The 18,342-nt window shown below is 56.5% G+C and carries 14 protein-coding genes, 1 pseudogene and 1 riboswitch; of the genes and pseudogenes, 7 read left to right on the top strand and 8 right to left on the bottom strand.

What is annotated here, in order from left to right; translation table 11 throughout:
- Positions 1-314 precede the first annotated feature (314 nt).
- Complete coding sequence (murI, locus tag INF58_RS17430) at positions 315-1,166, bottom strand: glutamate racemase (RefSeq protein ID WP_032608099.1); 852 nt, start codon at positions 1,164-1,166, stop codon at positions 315-317.
- Positions 1,111-2,961: a TonB-dependent vitamin B12 receptor BtuB gene (gene btuB, locus INF58_RS17425; RefSeq protein WP_193528175.1), complete on the bottom strand. Its 1,851-nt coding sequence runs from the start codon at positions 2,959-2,961 to the stop codon at positions 1,111-1,113. The genes murI and btuB overlap by 56 nt, the downstream gene beginning before the upstream one ends.
- Before the next feature lie 65 nt (positions 2,962-3,026).
- A riboswitch (cobalamin riboswitch) is annotated at positions 3,027-3,202 on the bottom strand.
- A 104-nt stretch (positions 3,203-3,306) separates the two neighbouring features.
- Between btuB and trmA the strand changes: the two genes are divergently transcribed.
- Positions 3,307-4,407: a tRNA (uridine(54)-C5)-methyltransferase TrmA gene (gene trmA, locus INF58_RS17420; protein ID WP_193528174.1), complete on the top strand. Its 1,101-nt coding sequence runs from the start codon at positions 3,307-3,309 to the stop codon at positions 4,405-4,407.
- 90 nt (positions 4,408-4,497) lie between these two features.
- Here trmA and INF58_RS17415 read toward each other — a convergent pair whose 3' ends face one another.
- Together INF58_RS17415 and fabR are read right to left on the bottom strand one after the other, a co-directional pair.
- The gene (locus INF58_RS17415) at positions 4,498-4,857 is read right to left on the bottom strand and encodes a YijD family membrane protein (protein WP_006808647.1); all 360 of its coding nucleotides are present in this window, start codon (positions 4,855-4,857) and stop codon (positions 4,498-4,500) included.
- Positions 4,858-4,866: 9 nt separating this feature from the next.
- Complete coding sequence (fabR, locus tag INF58_RS17410; RefSeq protein WP_003862059.1) at positions 4,867-5,505, bottom strand: HTH-type transcriptional repressor FabR; 639 nt, start codon at positions 5,503-5,505, stop codon at positions 4,867-4,869.
- A 196-nt stretch (positions 5,506-5,701) separates the two neighbouring features.
- Here fabR and sthA point away from each other — a divergent pair, with 196 nt between their 5' ends.
- Positions 5,702-7,102: a Si-specific NAD(P)(+) transhydrogenase gene (sthA, locus tag INF58_RS17405; protein WP_003862057.1), complete on the top strand. Its 1,401-nt coding sequence runs from the start codon at positions 5,702-5,704 to the stop codon at positions 7,100-7,102.
- On the opposite strand, the gene oxyR is transcribed toward sthA, so the two are convergent.
- The 4 genes from oxyR to argC all read right to left on the bottom strand — a co-directional run bounded on the left by oxyR (position 7,085) and on the right by argC (position 11,563).
- Complete coding sequence (gene oxyR / locus INF58_RS17400) at positions 7,085-8,002, bottom strand: DNA-binding transcriptional regulator OxyR (RefSeq protein WP_003862055.1); 918 nt, start codon at positions 8,000-8,002, stop codon at positions 7,085-7,087. The genes sthA and oxyR overlap by 18 nt on opposite strands.
- A gap of 294 nt (positions 8,003-8,296) precedes the next feature.
- Positions 8,297-9,670 carry an argininosuccinate lyase gene (gene argH / locus INF58_RS17395; RefSeq protein ID WP_063865468.1) on the bottom strand — a complete coding sequence of 458 codons (1,374 nt, stop codon included), beginning with the start codon at positions 9,668-9,670 and terminating at the stop codon, positions 8,297-8,299.
- Positions 9,671-9,775: 105 nt separating this feature from the next.
- A complete protein-coding gene (gene argB, locus INF58_RS17390; RefSeq protein WP_102750811.1) occupies positions 9,776-10,552 on the bottom strand; it encodes an acetylglutamate kinase in 777 nt (258 codons plus the stop codon).
- Between the two features lie 6 nt (positions 10,553-10,558).
- The gene (gene argC / locus INF58_RS17385; protein WP_193528173.1) at positions 10,559-11,563 is read right to left on the bottom strand and encodes an N-acetyl-gamma-glutamyl-phosphate reductase; all 1,005 of its coding nucleotides are present in this window, start codon (positions 11,561-11,563) and stop codon (positions 10,559-10,561) included.
- Positions 11,564-11,651: 88 nt separating this feature from the next.
- Here argC and argE point away from each other — a divergent pair, with 88 nt between their 5' ends.
- From argE to INF58_RS17360, 5 genes and pseudogenes are all read left to right on the top strand, one after another.
- On the top strand, positions 11,652-12,803 hold the full coding sequence (argE, locus tag INF58_RS17380; RefSeq protein ID WP_058610676.1) for an acetylornithine deacetylase: 1,152 nt from the start codon (positions 11,652-11,654) through the stop codon (positions 12,801-12,803).
- A 246-nt stretch (positions 12,804-13,049) separates the two neighbouring features.
- Entirely contained in the window at positions 13,050-15,701 is a 2,652-nt protein-coding gene (gene ppc / locus INF58_RS17375) for a phosphoenolpyruvate carboxylase (RefSeq protein ID WP_107534213.1), read from the top strand.
- Between the two features lie 67 nt (positions 15,702-15,768).
- Positions 15,769-15,876 (top strand): annotated as a pseudogene (locus INF58_RS20995) (fructose-bisphosphate aldolase); the annotation flags it as partial.
- Positions 15,877-15,888: 12 nt separating this feature from the next.
- On the top strand, positions 15,889-16,992 hold the full coding sequence (locus INF58_RS17365) for a glycerol dehydrogenase (RefSeq protein WP_063449728.1): 1,104 nt from the start codon (positions 15,889-15,891) through the stop codon (positions 16,990-16,992).
- Positions 16,993-17,171: 179 nt separating this feature from the next.
- A complete protein-coding gene (locus INF58_RS17360) occupies positions 17,172-18,305 on the top strand; it encodes a DDE-type integrase/transposase/recombinase (protein WP_227415118.1) in 1,134 nt (377 codons plus the stop codon).
- Positions 18,306-18,342: the final 37 nt, after the last annotated feature.

Here is an 18,342-nt window from a genome sequence, read left to right as displayed (position 1 = left end):
TAGTGTCCGAGGACATTAAGAATCCATGTCACTTTGAGTGCCCACACAGATTGTCTGATAAATTGTTAAAGAGCAGTTGCAACGCGGCTTTCAGCTCACCGTTGCGAGGTCCCGTATATTACGTTTTCCTCATTCAGAGTCAAGCAATTATTTTTACTTTTCTCTGTTGGCGTTCATCTCTGAACCCCGCTGTCCCGGCGGCCTGTAAGCCGTTGTTCCGTGTCAGTGGAGGCGCATTATAGGGAGTTCTCAGACGTTGACAACCCCTCTTTGAAAAAAAACGTTCAACCGTCTCTTTTTTGCTCAAAACCGTGCTACAGCGCCAGTTTTTCGAGCGTTTCGAAGCCGTAACGCTGTAAAACGGGTAAAAGTTGTTCAGTTTCTTTTGTTATCGCCATACAGAAAGCGATGTTCGCTTCCGCTGATTTCGCATCCGGCGCCTCGTGTTCCAGCAGCCAGGCCGTCCGACGCGCAATCGCCGCACCGGAATCTACCAGCCGGGTTCCTTCAGGCAGGACCTTTAATAGCTCTTCCTGTAACAGCGGGAAATGGGTACATCCAAGAACAACCGTATCCGGGGGTTCCTGCATCCGCAGCCATGGACGCAGAATGCGGCGCAGCTCTTCAAGCGAGACCGTCTCGCCGTGCAGCTTCGCTTCCGCCATTTCCACCAGCTCCGCGGAACCGAGCATGGCGATCTGGCATTCATTGGCAAAGCGCTCAATAAGCTCGCGCGTATAAGGACGTTTTACCGTACCGCGCGTCGCCAGCAAACCCACGATGCCGTTCGCCGTCAGGCGCGCAGCAGGTTTAATTGCCGGCACAACGCCCACAACCGGGAACGGGAATTTTTCGCGCAGGGCAGGAAGAGAGACCGTGCTTGCCGTATTGCAGGCAATCACCGCCAGCGCCAGGGGGTAGCGCTTTTGAACCGCGGTAACGATTTCAACCACGCGCTCAACGATAAAGTCTTCACTCTTTTCCCCATACGGGAACGCGACGTTATCGAAGGCGTAGATGTAATGGAGATCCGGCAGGAGCTGCCGAATCTCATCATAGACTGAAAGCCCACCGACGCCGGAATCAAACACCAGCACGGTGGGACGCGGATCAGAAGGTGTAGCTGCCAGACAAGGTGTATTCCCGTCCTGCAGTTTCGTAGCCATAAACTGTCTCGTAATCTTTATCGAACAGGTTGGCTATTTTACCACGAACTGTGAGATGAGAGGTGACAGGATATGAAACCGCGACATCCCACAGGCTGACACCGCCCATTTTTACGCGTTCTGTTGCATAGGTATTGGGATCAACGGCAACGTCATAGCGGGTGCCCAGATAACGGTACGCCAGATTCCAGTCGAGGTCCCACACCTGCCAGTCAAGCTGATACTTAACCTGCTGCTTTGAGCGACGCGCCAGGACTTCGTTGGTTTTCGCATTGCGCGGGTCAACGTAGTCATAGGAAATTTGGTGCCCTACCGGTCCGGTATCGAACTGCGCCGTCGCCTCAATCCCTTTGATGCGAGCCTTATCCACGTTGTAATAACGGTAAGTCCGCGGGTCGCTGTTAATCAGGTTATCAATATCATTACGATAACCCGTCACGCGCCAGTTTACCGGCCCCGTCAGGCCTTCAAAACCGCCTTCCCACTGCTTACTCTCTTCTGGCTTCAGGTCCGGATTGCCGTAATCCTTACTGTGGATCTGGCTCATGGTCGGCGCTTTATACGCTGTGCCGTAAGAACCGATGATGCGATACCCGTCGATGAATTCCCATGCGGCGCTGGTCTGCCAGGTGGCATGGTTGCCAAAGTTAGAGTTATCGTCATTACGCGCCGCTGCTTCCAGCGTCACGCTGTTGAACTGCTGCATCGCTGAAAGGAACACGCCGGTGTTACGCTGTTCGTAACCTTTTTCCAGATAGCCCGTTTCCGCCTGGGTTTTCTGCTTCTGCCAGTCCAGACCCGCGCCGATATTGCCGTGCCCCACTTCAACCGTATTCAGCCACTGGGTGGTGTACTGCTTCACGTCATCCATGGTTGCGGAGTCAGCGTAGCGGCCTTTTTTCGGATCATAGTTCTGGTCTTTGCTGCGGCCATAGCCTGCCACCAGCTGTGACTGGAAGATACCCTGGTTGTAACGCAACCCGGTGTCCCAGTTCTGGCTATAGACCTGACGCGTGTCCGGACGCCCGTCAATGCCGGTCGCGCCATAGTGATCGTAACCGTCGTACGCGGAGCGGTTATCGTAGCCAAAGCCACGGAAGAACCCGCTGACGCTGTCGGTAAACTGCTGTTCCACCGAGCCAAACAGAGATTTACTCATAAAACCATCGCGGTCTGGCTGGCGCGGGGCATCTTTTGCGGCAATATCAAAACCACGGGTATAGGTGTAATCCCCGGCCATGGTGATTTTCGTTTTATCGAACACCTGCTGGAAGGCACCGTTATAGTTTTGATACCCCTTTGAACCAACGCCCGCCGAAATTTCTGCGCCCGGCTTATCGCGCCCGGTGATGATGTTAATCACGCCGCCAATCGCGTCGGAGCCGTACAGCGCCGAACGCGGGCCGCGAATGTACTCAATACGCTGAATCAGCGAGGTCGGGATCTGACTTAAGTCGGGAACGTTGCTGATCCCGGCATTGTTCAGGGGGATGCCATCAATCAGCACCAGAACATGACGGGATTCCGTACCGCGAATAAACGTAGAAGAGGTCGACCCCATCCCACCGCTTTGTGCGATGTCCACGCCCGGCAGGCGTGACATGATTTCCACAACGCTTGTTGCCTGCCAGCGTTCAATATCCTCACGCGTCACGACGGATGTCGGAGCCAGAACAGTTTTTGCCGGTTGTTCGAAACGGTTTGCTGTCACCACCAACGAGTCAGCGCTTTCCTGCGCCCAGCCCGAAAATGCCGTGACGGAAAACGCCGTCAACAGCGATACTTTTTTAATCATTGTTAAAGCATCCATAATATAAGAAGGATGCCGCAGGCCTCATCGATAGCACGCGATGATGAAACCAAATGCGACGTGGTTCCGGCAGGTCTTCGGGCTGGGTGGCGTTTATGGATGAAGACTTCCCGTTTTCACAGTGTCTGTAGCTCTCATCCCGCCAGTCTTTACCGCTGCGCGTCAGCTCCAGATTTGCACTGGATTCCCTTTTCACTCTCAGGAGACCGGAAACAGAATGCTACAATTAGACACGTATAGATGTCCAGATAGCTATTAGCCATTAAATCTGGACATCCCCTGCACAATCCCTACAATCCCCGCGTAATTCTTTCTCACTCAGGATGCATCATGACCCCAGAACACCTCCCGACAGAACAGTACGACGCACAGCTGGCAGAAAAAGTTGTCCGCCTGCAAAGTATGATGACGCCATTCAACGCGCCCGTTCCTGAGGTGTTTCGTTCTCCGGCCAGCCACTACCGTATGCGCGCCGAGTTTCGCATCTGGCACGATGGCGATGACCTGTACCACATCATTTTCGATCAGCAGACGAAATCCCGCATTCGCGTAGACAGTTTTCCGGCGGCAAGTGAACTGATAAACCAGCTGATGACGCTGATGATTGACGGCGTGCGCAACAATCCAGTGCTGCGCAACAAGCTGTTCCAGATTGACTACCTGACCACCCAAAGCAATCAGGCCATTGTCTCTCTGCTCTATCATAAAGCGCTGACCGACGAGTGGCGCGAGCAGGCCGAAGCCCTGCGCGATGCGCTGCGCGCGCAGAACATCAACGTGCACCTGATTGGCCGCGCGACCAAAACCAAAATCATGCTGGATCAGGATTACGTCGATGAGCGTCTGCCGGTAGCGGGTAAAGAGATGGTTTACCGTCAGGTGGAGAACAGCTTCACCCAGCCGAACGCCGCCATGAACGTGCAGATGCTGGAGTGGGCGCTGAACGCGACGGAAGGGTCGACGGGCGATCTGCTGGAACTGTACTGCGGTAACGGTAACTTCTCGCTGGCGCTGGCGCGTAACTTCGATCGCGTGCTGGCGACGGAAATTGCCAAACCGTCGGTGGCGGCCGCGCAGTACAACATCGCCGCTAACCACATCGATAACGTACAAATCATTCGTATGGCGGCAGAAGAGTTCACCCAGGCGATGAATGGCGTACGTGAGTTTAACCGCCTGCAAGGCATTGATTTGAAGAGCTACCAGTGCGAGACGATTTTTGTCGATCCGCCACGCAGCGGGCTGGATAGCGAAACCGAGAAGATGGTGCAGGCGTACCCGCGTATTTTGTACATCTCCTGTAACCCGGAGACGCTGTGCAAGAATCTGGAAACATTGAGCCAGACGCACAAGGTTGAACGTCTGGCGCTGTTCGATCAGTTCCCGTATACGCACCATATGGAGTGCGGCGTACTGCTTACTGCAAAGTAATGTGAATCTTGTAGGGCAGGTAAGCGAAGCGCCACCTGCCAAAAAAGCCGGATGGCGCTTCGCTTATCCGGCCTAAAATGACAAAACCCTTTATTCTGGCAACTGGCTCTTGCGGCTACGCATACGAGAGCCAATCCAGAACACCAGCGCCACGGACAGTACCGCAGGCAGGAAGTTAGAGCCAATATCCGGGTATTCCGCACGCACCACGGTGCTGTACAGCAGCACACCCAGGATAAAACTGGCTGCGGCCAGCCCCGGTAACCCGACAGGCATGGTGCGGTTCAGATAACGTTGATGCAGGCAGTACACCGTCAGCACCAGCGCGATAATCGGGAAAATCGAGAACGGTACAATTGAGCTGAAAACCGCCGCAAACGTACCATTAATGGATAAGCCAGCGATCAATGCCAGCAACAGCGTTCCTTTATCCTGACCTGACTGTTTCATTACTCACCTTCACTCATCGTTTTGATGTGCCAACTTCTCTTGTTCACGGCGATACCAGTAGTACGCACCTTTAGAAATCATCCGCAGCTGCAATACCAGTCGCTCTTCGAGTTGCTTACGTTGTTCAATGCTGACGTCCAGCGCTTCGGCACCCGCGCTGAACACAATCGTCACCATCGCCTCAGCCTGTGCTTCGGTAAACGCACGCGGCATATGGTTTTCGAGTTCCAGATAGTCGGCAAGTTCCGCGATGAAATGCTGAATTTCACGCGCGACGGCGGCACGAAACGCGGCTGACGTCCCGGAACGCTCACGCAACAGCAGGCGAAACGCGTTAGGGTTATTGCCGATAAATTCCATAAACGTCGATACGGAGGTGCGGATCACGCTGCCGCCTTTGGCGATACGCTGACGCGCCTGACGCATAAGCTGGCGCAGCATTAAACCGCTCTCGTCGACCATGGTCAGGCCCAGTTCATCCACATCACGGAAATGACGATAGAAGGACGTTGGCGCAATCCCGGCCTCGCGCGCCACTTCACGCAGGCTCAAACTGGCAAAACTCCGCTCAGCACTCAGTTGACTGAATGCGGCTTCCACCAGCGAACGCCGGGTTTTCTCTTTTTGTTGTGCTCTTACGCCCATCACGATAGTTGAATCCTTCCAAAGGCCCGTTGGCACTATACCAGAGAATAAAATTAATCTGTTTACCTGGCTTTGTGAATGATTGTTTACGCGCGGTTTGTGCCCCACTGCCCGAAAAAAGCACAACGATAATTGGGTTACCCAGGCAATGATGTTATGATTCTGTTGCTTTTATGTATAAGAACAGGTAAGCCTTGCCATGCCACATTCCTACGATTACGACGCAATAGTTATTGGTTCCGGCCCCGGCGGCGAAGGTGCTGCTATGGGTCTGGTAAAACAGGGAGCCAGAGTAGCGGTGATTGAGCGCTACCATAATGTTGGCGGCGGTTGCACCCACTGGGGCACCATCCCTTCGAAAGCCCTCCGCCACGCCGTTAGCCGCATTATCGAATTTAACCAGAATCCACTTTACAGCGACCACTCCCGACTTCTTCGTTCCTCCTTTGCCGATATCCTGAATCACGCAGACACGGTCATTAACCAGCAGACGCGCATGCGTCAGGGTTTTTATGAGCGCAACCACTGTGAAATTCTGCAAGGCAACGCCCATTTTGTGGATGAACACACCCTGGCGCTGGAGTGCCACGACGGTTCGGTTGAGACGCTCACCGCTGAAAAATTTGTGATCGCCTGCGGTTCCCGTCCGTACCATCCGGCAGACGTGGACTTCTCGCACCCGCGCATTTACGACAGCGACTCCATCCTCAGCCTGCATCACGAGCCACGCCATGTGATCATCTATGGTGCGGGGGTGATTGGCTGTGAATACGCGTCGATCTTCCGCGGAATGGAGGTCAAAGTTGACCTGATTAACACCCGCGACCGCCTGCTGGCGTTCCTCGATCAGGAGATGTCCGACTCTCTCTCCTACCACTTCTGGAACAGCGGCGTGGTGATTCGCCACAACGAAGAGTACGAGAAGATTGAGGGCTGCGACGACGGTGTGATCATGCACCTGAAGTCTGGTAAGAAGCTGAAGGCAGACTGCCTGCTGTACGCCAACGGTCGTACCGGCAACACGGATTCATTGCAGCTGGAGAATATCGGGCTCGAAACCGACAGCCGCGGTCAGCTGAAGGTCAACAGCATGTATCAGACCGCGCTGCCGCACGTATACGCGGTGGGCGACGTGATTGGTTACCCAAGCCTGGCCTCCGCTGCGTACGATCAGGGCCGCATCGCCGCACAGGCGCTGGTGAAAGGTGAAGCGACGGCGCATCTGATCGAAGATATCCCGACGGGCATCTACACCATTCCGGAAATCAGTTCTGTCGGGAAAACCGAGCAGCAGCTGACGGCCATGAAGGTGCCTTACGAGGTGGGTCGTGCCCAGTTTAAACATCTGGCGCGGGCGCAAATCGTGGGGATGAGCGTGGGTACGCTGAAGATCCTGTTCCATCGCGAGACGAAAGAGATCCTCGGTATTCACTGCTTCGGTGAACGCGCGGCGGAAATCATTCACATCGGCCAGGCGATCATGGAGCAAAAAGGTGGTGGCAACACCATTGAGTACTTCGTTAACACCACCTTTAACTACCCGACCATGGCGGAAGCCTATCGGGTAGCCGCGCTGAACGGCTTAAACCGCCTGTTTTAACGCGCTGTCGAAATGGCCATCCATCGCACCGCGGATGGCCTCTGCCAGCTGCTCATAGCGGCTGCGCAGCGGTGACCCCGGACGATAAACCAGACCAATGGTGCGACGCGGCTCCGGCTTGATGCACGGCAGATAGACCACGCCATCGCGTTTACGCTCGTGCGGCACCGCCAGCGCCGGCAGCAGCGTAATACCGCTTCCCGCCGCCACCATATTACGCAGCGTTTCCAGACTGGTTGCGCGGAAATGGGTATCTTCGTCAGCGCCCGCTTCGAAGCAGAAGCCCATCGCCTGATCGCGCAGGCAGTGGCCGTCTTCCAGCATCAGCAGCTTTTCCCCGGCCAGATCGGCCATCGGCACGCGATCGCGGTTCGCCCATGGGTGATCTTCATAGATCGCCAGCATCATCGGTTCGTCGAACAGCGGGACTTCAATAAACGCTTCACTCTCTTTGACCAGCGCCAGAATCGCACAGTCGAGCTTGCCGCTGTCCAGCTGCGCCAGCAGCTGATGGGTTTGCGCTTCGTGCAGGTACATTTCGAGTTTCGGGAACGTCTGGTGCAGCATTGGAATGATTTGCGGCAACAGGTACGGGCCAACGGTTGGGATCAGGCCAATATGCAGCGGGCCGGACATCGCCTCCCCCTGCTGGCTTGCCATTTCCTTGAGCACTTTGACCTCGCGCAGCACGGTGCGCGCCTGATCCACCAGCAGCAGACCTGCCTGGGTGAACAGTACCTTACGACTGGTGCGCTCCAGCAGCATCACGCCCAGCTCATCTTCCAGCTTGCGGATCTGTCCGCTCAGGGTAGGCTGGCTGACGTGGCAGGAATCTGCCGCGCGGCGAAAATGGCGGTGCTCGGCTAACGCTACCAGGTATTCAAGATCACGAATATTCATTATTCATCCTCCGTCGCCACGATAGTTCATGGCGATAGATAGCATAGCAATGAACGATTATCCCTATCAAGCATTCTGTTGAATAATACGCCACATAGACGAGGCGGCCGTGTTTGACCCTTGACGTCCCCGCACCGTCAGCGAGTTTCTCTCAAAACTCGAAAAACTAAAGCCAACGTGAACTTTTGCGGACCCCGTGGTCCGCTTTTTTTTTGCAAAAAAAAGCCCAACTCAGGGTTGGGCTGGGGTTTTGTAGGTCGGGTCAGGCGAAGCCGCCACCCGACGTTTCAGGCATCAAATCAGGCGGTTTTTCGCATCCGCAATCGCCTGCGCCACCTGCTTCGGCGATACGCCGCCTTTCGCTGCACGCTTATCCAGGCAGGATTGCAGGGCCAGAATCGGATAGACGTCATCCCCGATAACCGCGCTGAATTTTTGCAGGTCGGCCAGCGCCAGCGCTTCAAGGGCTTTACCCTGACGAATCGCTTCCACTACCGCTTCGCCCACAATATGGTGCGCCTCGCGGAACGGTACGCCTTTCGCCACCAGGTAGTCCGCCAGCTCGGTGGAGTTAGCATAGCCCTGCTGCGCCGCTTCCTGACAGCGCGGACGTTTCACCTGAATGCCGTCCAGCACCAGCGCCCCCATGTGCAGACAGTCCAGCCAGGTGTCGAGCGCGTCGAACAGCCCTTCTTTGTCTTCCTGCATATCTTTGTTATACGCCAGCGGCAGCCCTTTCAGGGTCATCATCATGCCGGTGAGCGCGCCCTGCACGCGACCGCACTTGCCGCGGATCAGCTCCAGCGCGTCCGGGTTTTTCTTCTGCGGCATCAGGGATGAGCCTGAGGTCACGCGGTCGGACAGCTCCACGAAGCCCGCTTCGCCAGAGTTAAAGAAGATCAGGTCTTCGGCAAAGCGCGACAGGTGCACCATCCCGATAGAGGCATTCGACAGCAGCTCCAGCACGTGGTCACGATCAGAGACGCTGTCCAGGCTGTTGCGGGTGGCGGAAGCAAAGCCCAGCCAGCCTGCCAGCTGCTCGCGGTCGATTTCATATGCGGTACCGGCCAGCGCGCCGCTGCCCAGCGGGCTCACGTCCAGACGCGTTAGGGTATCCTGCAACCGGCTTTCATCACGCGCCAGCATCTCAACGTAGGCCAGACACCAGTGCGCGAACGTCACCGGCTGCGCGCGTTGCAGGTGGGTATAACCCGGCATCACCGCGTCCTGGTTGTTCTGCGCGGTTTCCACCAGCGCGCCCTGCAACTGACGATTTGCCGCCAGCAGTTCGCCTATGGTCTCTTTGCACCACAGCTTCAGGTCGGTCGCAACCTGGTCATTACGGCTACGGCCGGTATGCAGTTTTTTACCCAGCTGGCCGACTTTGTCGATGAGTTTGCCTTCCACCCAGCTGTGAATATCTTCGGCATCGCTCTGGAGGATTTGCTGCGGATCCAGACGCACCTCTTCCAGCAGGTTGTTCAGTGCCTCTTCCAGCTGCTGCTGTTCGTCTGCGGTCAGCACGCCAACGGTCACCAGCGCTTTGGACCAGGCCACAGAGCCGACGATATCCTGTTCGGCCAGGCGGTAGTCAAAGCGCAAAGAGTCGTTGAACTGTTTGAACCGCTGATCCGCTGCCTGTGTAAAACGCCCACCCCAAAGTGCCATAACGAATTTCCTTAATGATGATATTTTTGCCCGGTGGCGCTGCGCTTACCGGGCCTACAAAATTCCCGTAGGCCGGATAAGCGAAGCGCCATCCGGCACAGAATCTTAAGCCAGAATACGCGTACCAATCGGCGTACCGTTAAACAGCGCCGGAAGCTGCTCCGCGTGGCGCCAGGAGGCGATATCCACCGGGCGACCCAGCGTGCGCGCCGCATCCAGCGCCGCATTCACCTTAACGATCATGCCGTCGGTAATAATGCCCTGATCGATCAGCTGCTCGGCTTTTGCGGCGGTCATTTCCGCAATACGCTGGCCTTTGCCGTCCAGAATGCCGCTCACGTCGGAGAGCAGGATCAGGTCAGCGCCCAGCGTGGCCGCCAGGGCGGTTGCCGCCTGGTCCGCGTTGACGTTCATCAGCTCGCCCGCTTCGGTCACGCCGATAGAGCTCACTACCGGCAGAAAACCGCCTTCCAGCAGGGTGTTAATCAGCTTAGGCGAACCTGGCTGCGCCAGTCCAACATGGCCAAGCGCTTCGTCGAGCTGGGTTACTTTCACGCTATCGCCATCGCCCAGATAAAGGCCAACGGAGGCGATATGGTGTTTCTTCGCCCATGCCAGCAGCGTTTTGTTCGCCGTGCCCGCCAGCGCGCCGGTAATGATGTCAATCTGGTCAGCAGGGGTGACGCGCAGGCCATTTTTCTTTTTCACCGGCAGATTCAGCCCTTTCATCAGCTCATCCACCACGCAGCCGCCGCCGTGCACAATCACCAGCGGACGCTGGTGCGATTCGCGATAGTTCACCAGCGCGGTAAACAGGCGCTCCAGCGCTTCTTCGCTGTCCAGCAGCACACCACCGAGTTTGATAATTAATGGGTTCATCATCACACCTTAAATAAGAGCCTGCGTTTCAGGGAAGCCGAAACGAATATTTGCACACTGCATTGCCTGCGCGGCAGCGCCTTTCAGTAAGTTATCTTCTGCGGCGACCACAATCAGATGTTCGCCCTGTACGGCAAAGCCAATGTCGCAGAACGGCAGGCCAACCACGTTTTTCAATGCCGGCACGCCTTTGTCGTACAGACGCACCAGCGGTTTATCCGCGTATGCCTGCGTGAAGGCCTCGCTCACCTGCGCCTGGGTCACGCCCGGCTTCAGGCGGCAGGTAATGGTTTCGAGGATCCCGCGCGGGAAACTGCCGAGGTGCGGGGTGAAGATCACCTCCGCGCCCAGATGCGTGGTGATTTCAGGGTGATGACGGTGATTGAACACGCCATACGGCTGAAGGCTCACTTCGCAGAAGCTGTTGGAGATAGCGGCCTTGCGCCCTGCTCCGCTCACGCCGCTGGTGGCGTTGATCACCGGCCACTGGTGCAGATCCAGCAGACCGGCGTCGATCAATGGCTTCAGGGAGAGCTGCGCCGCCGTCGGGTAGCAGCCCGGCACGGCAATCAGGTTCGCTTCTTTCAGTTTATCGGCGCTCCACTCCGCCAGACCGTAGACCGCTTTTTCAAGCAGATCCGGATGCTGATGGGAGAAACCGTAATATTTTTCGTAGAACGCGCTTTCGTTTACGCGAAACGCGCCGGAGAGGTCAAAGACCACGCAGCCGGCCGCTAAAAATTGCGGTGCCAGGTCGTGGCTGACTTCATGCGCCGTGGCTAAAAACACCACGTCAACGCCATCGGTGAACTCGCTGATGTCGGACATCGGCTGCAACGGCAGATCAACAATGCCTTTAAGCTGCGGATGCAAATCAGAAATTAACTTTCCGGCATCATTGCTTTGCGCTGACACGGTCAAAGCGGTTATGGTCATATGAGGGTGGCGATTTACGTAGCTTACAAGCTCTGCGCCCGCATAACCGCTAGCGCCTACAATCAGCGTATTCAACATCGGGTTCCTTTATGCTCAACGTTAATGTATTTTTATTCACATTTATTGCATGAATATTGATACTATCACGACCTAAGGTGTGTCAACAATGAAAATGAACTTACCGCCATTTATCGAGATTTACCGCGCCCTGATTGCCACACCCTCCATCAGCGCGACGGAAGAAGCGCTGGATCAGAGCAATGAGTCTTTAATCAATCTGCTGGCGGGTTGGTTTAGCGATCTTGGGTTTAACGTTGAGGTTCAGCCCGTCCCTGGAACACGCCACAAATTTAACCTGCTCGCCAGTACCGGAACCGGCGCGGGCGGCCTGCTGCTGGCAGGACATACCGACACCGTGCCGTTTGACGATGGCCGCTGGACGCGCGATCCGTTCACGCTGACCGAACACGACAACAAGCTCTACGGTCTCGGCACGGCGGACATGAAAGGCTTCTTCGCCTTTATCCTCGACGCGCTGCGTGACGTGGACGTGACAACCCTGAAAAAGCCGCTCTACATTCTGGCGACCGCCGATGAAGAGACCAGCATGGCGGGTGCACGTTATTTCTCTGAAAACACAGCGATTCGCCCGGACTGCGCGATCATCGGCGAGCCCACCTCTCTGCAACCGATTCGTGCGCACAAAGGCCATATTTCTACCGCGGTGCGCGTGCTGGGCCAGTCCGGTCACTCCAGCGATCCGGCGCGCGGCGTGAACGCCATTGAGCTGATGCACGACGCCATTGGCCGCATCATGACCCTGCGCGACGATTTGAAAGAGCGTTATCACTACGAGGCGTTTACCGTGCCTTATCCAACGCTGAACCTCGGTAGCCTGCACGGCGGCGATGCGTCCAACCGTATCTGCGCCTGCTGCGAACTGCATATGGATATTCGTCCTCTGCCGGGCATGACGCTGAGCGATCTGGATGGCCTGCTGAACGAAGCGCTGGCTCCGGTAAGCGAGCGCTGGCCGGGACGCCTGACGGTCTCTGAACTGCATCCGCCGATTCCAGGCTACGAATGCCCGCCAGACCATCAGCTGGTTCAGGTCGTGGAAAAACTGCTCGGCGAGAAAACCGACGTTGTGAACTACTGCACCGAAGCGCCGTTTATTCAGACCCTGTGCCCAACGCTGGTTCTTGGTCCTGGCTCCATTAACCAGGCCCATCAGCCGGATGAGTACCTGGAAACCCGCTTCATCAAGCCCACCCGCGAACTGATTACCCAGGTTGTGCACCACTTCTGTTGGCATTAATGACGCTTCCCCTCTCCCTGGAGAGGGGAAAATCCCGCGATCTCCGTCACATTCCCATAAGCATCTCTTATCTGACGCGAAGCGAATTAAATTTCGTAAATTGCCCGCATTTATTCGTTTGCTGAACCGTTTTCGCAGCAATTGACGACGGGGGTTTTACGTGGCTTTATAAAGGGAGATGACAAAATAATGTCCAGAAGATTTTCGCCTGGGCATAAACAAAAATGATGGGGTGACTGGGTTTTTATGAACGAACAATATTCCGCGTTGCGTAGTAATGTCAGCATGCTCGGCAAAGTGCTTGGAGATACCATCAAAGACGCATTAGGGGAGAACATCCTCGACCGCGTTGAAACCATCCGCAAGCTATCCAAATCTTCCCGTGCCGGTAACGAGGCCAATCGTCAGGAGCTGCTCACCACCTTGCAGAACCTTTCTAACGATGAGCTGCTGCCCGTTGCCCGCGCCTTTAGCCAGTTCCTGAACCTGGCAAACACCGCTGAGCAATACCACAGCATTTCGCCAAAAGGCGAAGCGGCCAGCAACCCGGAAGTCATTGCCCGCACCCTTCGTAAACTCAAAGACCAGCCCGACCTCAACGAAGCGACCATCAAAAACGCGGTGGAATCCCTTTCGCTGGAGCTGGTTCTGACCGCTCACCCAACCGAAATCACCCGTCGTACGCTGATCCACAAAATGGTGGAAGTGAACAACTGCCTGAAGCAGCTGGATAACAAAGACATTGCCGACTACGAACGTAACCAGCTGATGCGCCGTCTGCGCCAGCTGATTGCCCAGTCCTGGCACACCGATGAAATTCGTAAGCATCGCCCAAGCCCGGTCGACGAAGCCAAATGGGGCTTTGCGGTGGTGGAAAACAGCCTGTGGGAAGGGGTGCCTAACTACCTGCGCGAGCTGAACGAACAGCTGGAAGAGAACCTCGGCTATCGCCTGCCGGTAGACTTTGTGCCGGTTCGCTTTACCTCCTGGATGGGCGGCGACCGCGACGGCAACCCGAACGTGACGGCGGAAATCACCCGTCACGTCCTGCTGCTGAGCCGCTGGAAAGCGACCGACCTGTTCCTGAAAGATATTCAGGTGCTGATCTCCGAGCTGTCGATGGTAGAAGCGACGCCGGAACTGCGTGCGCTGGCCGGTGAAGAAGGTGCCAGCGAGCCGTACCGTTTCCTGATGAAAAAACTGCGCGGCCAGCTGCTTGCAACTCAGGCCTGGCTGGAAGCGCGCCTGAAAGGCCAGCGCCTGCCGAAGCCAGAAGGTCTGCTGAGCCAGAACGAACAGCTCTGGGAACCGCTATATGCCTGTTATAAATCGCTCCAGGCCTGCGGAATGGGCATCATTGCGAATGGCGAACTGCTCGATACCCTGCGTCGCGTGAAGTGTTTCGGCGTACCGCTGGTGCGTATCGACGTCCGTCAGGAAAGTACCCGCCATACCGAAGCGCTGGGCGAACTGACCCGCTATCTCGGCATCGGCGACTATGAAAGCTGGTCCGAAGCCGACAAGCAGGCGTTCCTGATCCGCGAGCTGAACTCCAAGCGCCCTCTGCTGCCGCGTAACTGGGAGCCAAGCAATGACACCCGCGAAGTGCTCAACACCTGTAAAGCGATCGTGGATGCGCCGAAAGGATCGGTGGCCGCCTATGTGATCTCCATGGCGAAAACCCCGTCCGACGTGCTGGGCGTTCACCTTCTGCTGAAAGAAGCGGGCATCGACTACGCTCTGCCTGTCGCGCCGCTGTTTGAGACCCTCGACGACCTGAACAACGCCAACGACGTGATGACCCAGCTGCTTAACATCGACTGGTATCGCGGCTTTATTCAGGGCAAACAGATGGTGATGATTGGCTATTCCGACTCCGCGAAAGATGCGGGCGTGATGGCGGCGTCCTGGGCTCAGTATCAGGCTCAGGATGCGCTGATCAAAACCTGCGAGAAAGCCGGTATTGAGCTGACCCTGTTCCACGGACGCGGCGGCTCCATTGGCCGCGGTGGCGCACCTGCTCACGCGGCGCTGCTCTCTCAACCACCGGGAAGCCTGAAAGGCGGCCTGCGCGTGACCGAGCAGGGCGAGATGATCCGCTTCAAATACGGTCTGCCGGAAGTGACCATCAGCAGCCTGTCGCTCTATACCAGTGCGATCCTGGAAGCGAACCTGCTGCCGCCGCCGGAGCCAAAAGAGTCCTGGTGCCGCATCATGGACGAGCTGTCAGACATCTCCTGCGACCTGTACCGCGGCTACGTGCGTGAAAACAAAGACTTCGTGCCTTACTTCCGTTCAGCAACGCCTGAGCAGGAGCTGGGTAAACTGCCGCTGGGTTCACGTCCGGCCAAGCGTCGCCCGACCGGCGGCGTCGAGTCCCTGCGCGCCATTCCGTGGATCTTCGCCTGGACGCAAAACCGCTTAATGCTGCCCGCCTGGCTGGGTGCCGGTGCGGCGCTGCAAAAAGTGGTGGAAGACGGTAAGCAGAGCGAGCTGGAAACCATGTGCCGCGACTGGCCGTTCTTCTCCACTCGCCTGGGCATGCTGGAGATGGTCTTCTCGAAAGCCGACCTGTGGCTGGCGGAATACTACGATCAGCGCCTGGTGAAACCAGAACTGTGGACGCTGGGTAAAGAGCTGCGCGAGCTGCTGGAAGGCGACATCAAGGTGGTGCTGGATATCGCCAACGATTCCCATCTGATGGAAGACCTGCCGTGGATCGCCGAATCAATCCAGTTGCGTAATATCTACACCGACCCGCTGAACGTTTTACAGGCTGAACTGCTGCACCGTTCCCGCCTGGCGGAAGAGGAAGGTAAAGAGCCGGATCCGCGCGTTGAACAGGCGCTGATGGTGACGATTGCCGGCGTTGCGGCGGGTATGCGTAACACCGGTTAATGCTTAATGCCCGGCAGCGCTAAGCCTGCCGGGCACATCTCGATCTTCCCTCTTCCCTACCGCCCGTAAGGCAATCACGCTTCCCTTAGACATAGCGCAACAAATGTCCGGCACGCCGGGAGTAGAGTCACTCTCAGAGCCGTTCGAACAGGACAGGATTTACCTCAAACACTAAGGGAGTAATGTTATGGACCGTATTATTCAATCCCCGGGAAAATACATCCAGGGTGCTGATGTGCTCACCCGTCTCGGCGACTATCTGAAGCCGCTGGCAGCCCGCTGGCTGGTGGTGGGCGATAAGTTTGTGCTGGGTTTTGCTGAAGAAACCCTGCGCCAGAGCTTCAGACAAGCCGATCTCCACGCCGAAATTGCGCCGTTTGGCGGCGAATGTTCGCAAAATGAAATCGATCGTCTGAAAAAACTGGCCGACAGCGCCGACTGTCTGGCAGTGCTGGGTATCGGCGGCGGTAAAACGCTAGATACTGCCAAAGCGCTTGCGCACTTTATGAACGTTCCGGTTGCCGTTGCCCCGACCATCGCCTCCACCGATGCGCCGTGCAGCGCCCTGTCCGTGATTTACACCGACAGCGGTGAGTTCGAGCGTTATCTGATGCTGCCGCACAACCCGAACATGGTGATTGTCGACACCAAAGTGGTGGCGGGTGCACCGGCTCGCCTGCTCGCCGCCGGGATTGGCGACGCGCTGGCTACCTGGTTTGAAGCGCGCGCCTGCTCGCGCAGCGGCGCCACGACCATGGCAGGCGGCAAGTGCACGCAGGCGGCGCTAGCGCTGGCAGAGCTGTGCTACAACACGCTGGTTGAAGAGGGTGAGAAAGCGATGCTGGCGGCAGAGCAGCACGTGGTGACGCCCGCGCTGGAACGCATTATCGAAGCCAACACCTATCTCAGCGGCGTGGGTTTTGAAAGCGGCGGTCTGGCGGCGGCGCACGCCATTCACAACGGCATGACGGCGGTACCGGATGCACATCATTTCTACCACGGTGAAAAGGTCGCGTTCGGCACGCTGACGCAGCTAGTTCTGGAGAACGCGCCGGTTGAAGAAATAGAGACCGTCGCCGCACTTTGCCACAGCGTTGGGCTGCCGATCACCCTGGCGCAGCTAAACATCAAAGAGGATATCCCGGCCAAAATGCGGCTGATTGCGGAAGCGTCCTGTGCCGAAGGGGAAACCATCCACAACATGCCTGGCGGCGTAACGGCGGATCAGGTGTATGCGGCGCTGCTGGTTGCGGACCAGTACGGACAGCGTTTCCTTCAGGAGTGGGAGTAATAAAAAAGCCGGGTGGCGCTGCGCTTACCCGGCTTACATGGCACTTTAATTTGTAGGCCGGGTAAGGCGTAGCGGTATGAACCGGAAACATGGGTAACACTTTAGACCGGATACATGGGTAACAGTTATAACTGGCATAGAAGAGGAGACTCGCTATGCCCTGGACTGAGACCCGACCTATGCAACGCCTTGATTTTATCCGTGCCTGCCATGCAGGTACGGACTCCTTCTCCGCTCTTTGCCGTCTTTTTGGCATCAGCCGTAAAACAGGCTATAAATGGCTTCAGCGGTTTGACCCTTCTGACCTGTCATCTCTCTCTGACCGGTCGCGTGCGCCACGCTCCCACTCCCGGACGGTTCCCGATTATATCGTCGGCCACCTGACTGCCCTGCGTCAAAAACACCCTGACTGGGGCCCCAAAAAACTGCGGATGTGGCTCCTCAACCATCATGTCGATTTTACCGTACCTGCTGCCAGCACTGTCGGCGATATCCTCAAGCGTGAAGGCCTGGTTCCGGATAAAAAGCGAAAACGCAGAACCCCGGGCAATCGCCAGCCCCTGACCATCATCAGTGAAAACAATCAGGTCTGGAGCGCTGATTTTAAAGGTAAGTTCAGGCTGCTGAGCAGAGAGTACTGCCATCCCTTCACCCTGACCGACAATCACAGCCGGTATCTTCTGAGCTGCCGGGGAACGGACCGGGAGAGTGAGCCCTTCGTCAGACAGTGCCTGACAGATGCGTTCCTGGAATACGGTCTGCCGGAAGTGCTCAGAACCGATAACGGTCAGCCCTTCGCGGGAACAGGAATAGCCGGATTAAGTCGCCTTGCCGTCTGGCTAATCAAGCTGGGCATCAGGCCGGAGCGTATCAGAAAGGGTCATCCGGAAGAAAATGGCCGCCATGAGCGAATGCACCGCTCCCTGAAAAGTGCAGTGAAACAGGGCAACACCTTCATGACGATGGAAGAACAACAGCGGTGGTTCAGTGACTATCGGGAAGAATTTAACTACGAAAGGCCGCATGAGGCACTGGCGGGTGCAACGCCCGGAACGGTGTGGCAACCCTCGAAGCGACAGTGGGATGGCCGTGTTCCTGACTATGCCTATCCGTCAGGAGGAACGGTCTACAGGGTGAAATCGAGGGGGACACTCTATATGGGGAAAAAGGGGACGGTGTTCCTGAGTGAAGCGCTGACTGATGAGTACATCATGCTGGAAGAACAAGATGATGGCCTTGAGGCCATCATCTTTAACGGAATAACACTTGCGTACTATGACCGAAAAACCCAGAGTGTGCTCCGGATAGACTAAAAGTGTTACCTATGTTCCCGGTCTGATCTGTCACCTA

The organism is Enterobacter cloacae complex sp. P24RS (genome assembly GCF_014982165.1).
Classification (GTDB): Bacteria; Pseudomonadota; Gammaproteobacteria; order Enterobacterales; family Enterobacteriaceae; genus Enterobacter; species Enterobacter quasihormaechei.
This window is presented reverse-complemented; position numbering and strand designations above follow the sequence as displayed.